Here is a 3,559-nt window from a genome sequence, read left to right on the forward strand (position 1 = left end):
TTCCGCTCGCTCCAATGCCGCACTGCTTTGCTGATATTGGCCCGCGAGCTGCAGCACCATTCCCCGATCCATTTCATACAGCAATCGCCCCTTTGCTCCGTATTCTTTCTCAGCTTGCTCGACGATCGCCGCGGCCCGTTGGGGATTACCGGCAAAGAGGCTTTGTTCAATGAGGAAGTAGCGATTGGCGGAAGGACCACACCCGGTTAAGAGCACGAGAACGGCAAGAAACGGCAGTAAGGAGATCGGCCCGTGGGCACAGCGTGGAAGGAATGGATTCAACAGCGTCGCGGAACTAAAAGACGGTGCGTTTCTTTTCAACCACCTTCTTGATCTTCTTCTGCCCGTACCAGACTTTCGCATTGTTCTCCAGATCGATCATCTGGAGATCCACTTGGTAGAAGATCGCCTTGGTTCCCTCGGCTTCGTCGAGAATAGTGGCGATCGTACCCTTCATCATGAAATCGGCCCCGATCTCTTTTCCGGGAGCTGTTTGCGTGTCTTCGCGAGCGTAGATGGCTTGCTCTTTCCGCTCGGTTCGAACTTCATCCCGCTCGCCTTTGCCGGCCACGAACGTGACTTTCTGGGAATTCGTGAGTTCTCGCTCCAAATCCGTGATGAAAGTTTGTACGCTGATATGTTCATGGCTGCTGTTCAGGACCGTCCCCACGACCACGACGGGTTGCCGCTGGTTGGCCTTTTCAAAATTCCCGAGCCAGGGATATTGCAACGCATCCTTGACCATCGCTTCGGCGACCATACGCGAATCCGTGTCATTCCACCGACCGCTCAGATCCGTAACGACTCCGGCATCGACACGGGTCACCTTTGTTTCGTGTCCACATCCCGACAACGCAAGGACGACACTCACTGTAGCGACAAGCGACGGACGATGCTCCCGGATCACCATAAACCTCGGAAAAAAGTGGACATCATTTTCATGTCGTTAGCGAACGCCTCTCCTTTCCTCTTCCTGTTCCAACCGTTCGAACAGACGGTCGGCATTCCTTTTCACATAGTCCCGGACCTCTTTATTCAGCTCCTTGGCCTGTTCCAAGTTGTTCTTCATATCCTCCAAACTCAGCTTGGTCAACACGTAATAGGTGTTGGTCTTGGGATCCATGTACTGATCTATTTTCCGAACTCCGCTGAGCGTAACAGTCGTGATGGTCTTGATGGCCCGCTCGACATGCTGCTCCTCTGTATTGCGGGTAAAATCTCCGGCGGTCGTTGAGGCCGCATAGTCTCTCATCAGATACCCGGTATAGGTCTCAAATGTCTTAGCGATTTCAGCCCTCCCGCGATTCTCAGCCGTATCCCATGCAAGCGGCGCATTACGGACTCCCGCGACCGCCCCCACGCCATAAAAAGCTTTGCTGTCTTTTTCATTATAGGCCCCGGACCCCTTTTCAACCCATTTAGGAGGACCGCCACAAGCCGCCAGTCCCATGGCGAGAAGGATCGCAAGACCAGGACCGACCAGCCCTGAATGAAGCGCGTGTGACCGGATCATACAATCCTCCTTGAGGTGAATAAGTATATTAGCTTATGTAAAATATCCCGGGAAGAAATGTTAGAATCATGCTAACATGGGCCCTGGTATCAGTCAACGCAACGCCGGCTTCGAGCAGTCTCATCATGGAAGGGAGGACCTGTGGCAGACATTCAGATTGACGACGGCATCATTAAAATTCTGAACCTTGAAATTCAAGATCCCAAGGCTTCGGCGGTACTCGCTGCCTACCCCCAGGCACGCTGGGCGGAAATTACCCGTCGGGCGGTCAAGATCGGCCTTGGATACTTGAAAGGCGGCGAGAACGATTAAGGAACCGGAGAGTGATCAGCTTGGGTGACGGCTGCTCGGGCTCGATCATGGGTGCCGCCTAGTTCCAAGTACCGGCGAAACGCCTCCACGGACTTCGGTGGATCATGAAGATGATCGGCATACAGGGTCCCCAACGCGAAGTAGACATCTTGATACGTGTTGTTCACGCGCAAAGCTTCTCGAAAGGCGGTCTCAGCTTCCACAAACATTCCGCGTTTTTCGTGAATCAATCCCAGTATATAAAACGAATCGGAATTTTCCGGCGCATATTTCACGGCAAGAAGGCCGGTCGCCAAGGCCTCATCGAGGTTAGGCACAACTTCCAGCCGGACATAACTCTTGAGAACGTACGCATCGCCGTAGGTCGGATCGTAGCCGATCGCGCGATCCAGTCGCTCTAATGCTTCTTCCATCGATTTCCCTTCCTGTAGCAGCGCAACGGCGCGTTCGTAGTGAGCCCTCGCCGCCTGTTGCCGCTCAGAAGGAGTCTGAGGACCGGCTCCCAGCGTAAACGTCGACCTTCGTCCTTCGATCAATGCCGTATCTCCATCACCGTCGATCCGTAGACTCGATGGACGTTGCGTACCACTGGAAGCCGCCTCGACTTGCCGCACGAGATAAGTCCCCAACTCGGAAGCCATGAGCCAGCCATTTCCGTCAAGATCGGCATCACCGGACAGTCCGGCCAATAGTGCCTGCACAAAGCGGCTGCTCTTCTCGGCGCGAACAGTGGTCTCTCCTTTACTTGCCGCACTAATGACTTGGACCGCACGCCGATCCATATCCGCTTCCGGCGCCAGTCTCCCTTCCAATGAAAGCTCCGGCGGCGCAGTGGTCTCCCATCCGAATACGGGCGCATCGAGAATCAGGAGCGTGTGCTTGGAAGCCGACCGCCTTGTAAATTCTTTTAGGTGCTCAACCGTGATCGACTTCGCTGCGTTATTGACCTGTGCGTCAAACGGCACAAGATACCCGAGATCTTGCCCGTCGGGATCCTGCATAAACCCGGCATGGCCCACATAGAAGATGACGAGTCGATCCATGCGTCCAACTTTTCTCGGCAACATGTCGTTCAAAAGCTGATGAAGGCGTCGCGAGCTGGCATCCTTGTCGTAGAACTCAAACACCTCATCAAACCCCAACCGCCGGAACGCCTCGGCAACCTTCTTGGCGTCGCTGATCGCTCCCGGGATGGGAGGAGCCACGACATAGTTTTCGATTCCAATAATGATCGCCCACGACTTGTAGTACAGGCCTTCCGGCTTTCCCGATTGGGCCTCGGCGGGATGCGGAGTAACAATAGAGAAAATGCCGATTATATGAGCATCCAATAGAAGCACGCATAGGAACATAAGCAATCGGTTTGTCCAAACATATCTTGCGCTGTTCATCGGGTCAGCCTATCTCCGGCCTAGACGGGTGTCAAGAAACGGAGCCGAGAGAACCCGTGGCGCCACGGCGGGCCGGTCTCGTAACAACTGTATAGTTGCAGGTGCCCTCGACTTTCTCCATAATTACGCGTCCGCAAGGGACTGCGCTGAGGAAGGAGACGCTATCTCCATGAGCGAAAAGATCGAGACCCTGTTGAAGGGAAGTCGAACGTACCAGCCGACCGCGAAGACGAGAGCCGCAGCCTATATCAAAGACTACGAAACCGAGTACAAACAATCCATCGCAGACCCTGAAGCATTTTGGAGCACTGAAGCCAAGGAGCTGGAGTGGTTTTCTCCTTGG

The 3,559-nt window shown here is 54.3% G+C and carries 6 protein-coding genes; 2 read left to right on the forward strand and 4 right to left on the reverse strand.

Annotated features, from left to right (window positions below):
* From ACOSYY_RS03845 to ACOSYY_RS03855, 3 genes are all read right to left on the reverse strand, one after another.
* The coding region (locus ACOSYY_RS03845; protein ID WP_421660948.1) for a hypothetical protein at window positions 1–321 on the reverse strand (321 nt) is incomplete at its 3' end.
* A complete protein-coding gene (locus ACOSYY_RS03850; RefSeq protein WP_421660949.1) occupies window positions 296–910 on the reverse strand; it encodes a penicillin-binding protein activator LpoB in 615 nt (204 codons plus the stop codon). The genes ACOSYY_RS03850 and ACOSYY_RS03845, both read right to left, overlap by 26 nt.
* A 36-nt stretch (window positions 911–946) precedes the next feature.
* Complete coding sequence (locus tag ACOSYY_RS03855; protein ID WP_421660950.1) at window positions 947–1,513, reverse strand: hypothetical protein; 567 nt, start codon at window positions 1,511–1,513, stop codon at window positions 947–949.
* Between the two features lie 141 nt (window positions 1,514–1,654).
* On the opposite strand from ACOSYY_RS03855, the gene ACOSYY_RS03860 reads away from it, so the two are divergent.
* A complete protein-coding gene (locus tag ACOSYY_RS03860; RefSeq protein WP_421660951.1) occupies window positions 1,655–1,825 on the forward strand; it encodes a hypothetical protein in 171 nt (56 codons plus the stop codon).
* Here ACOSYY_RS03860 and ACOSYY_RS03865 read toward each other — a convergent pair.
* On the reverse strand, window positions 1,822–3,216 hold the full coding sequence (locus ACOSYY_RS03865; protein WP_421660952.1) for a caspase family protein: 1,395 nt from the start codon (window positions 3,214–3,216) through the stop codon (window positions 1,822–1,824). The two genes, ACOSYY_RS03860 and ACOSYY_RS03865, sit on opposite strands and share 4 nt — an antisense overlap.
* Window positions 3,217–3,385: 169 nt before the next feature.
* Here ACOSYY_RS03865 and ACOSYY_RS03870 point away from each other — a divergent pair.
* Window positions 3,386–3,559, forward strand: a 174-nt coding sequence (locus ACOSYY_RS03870) for an acetyl-coenzyme A synthetase N-terminal domain-containing protein (RefSeq protein WP_421660953.1), incomplete at its 3' end; no start/stop codon positions are given.

Source organism: Nitrospira sp. BLG_2 (assembly GCF_049222245.1).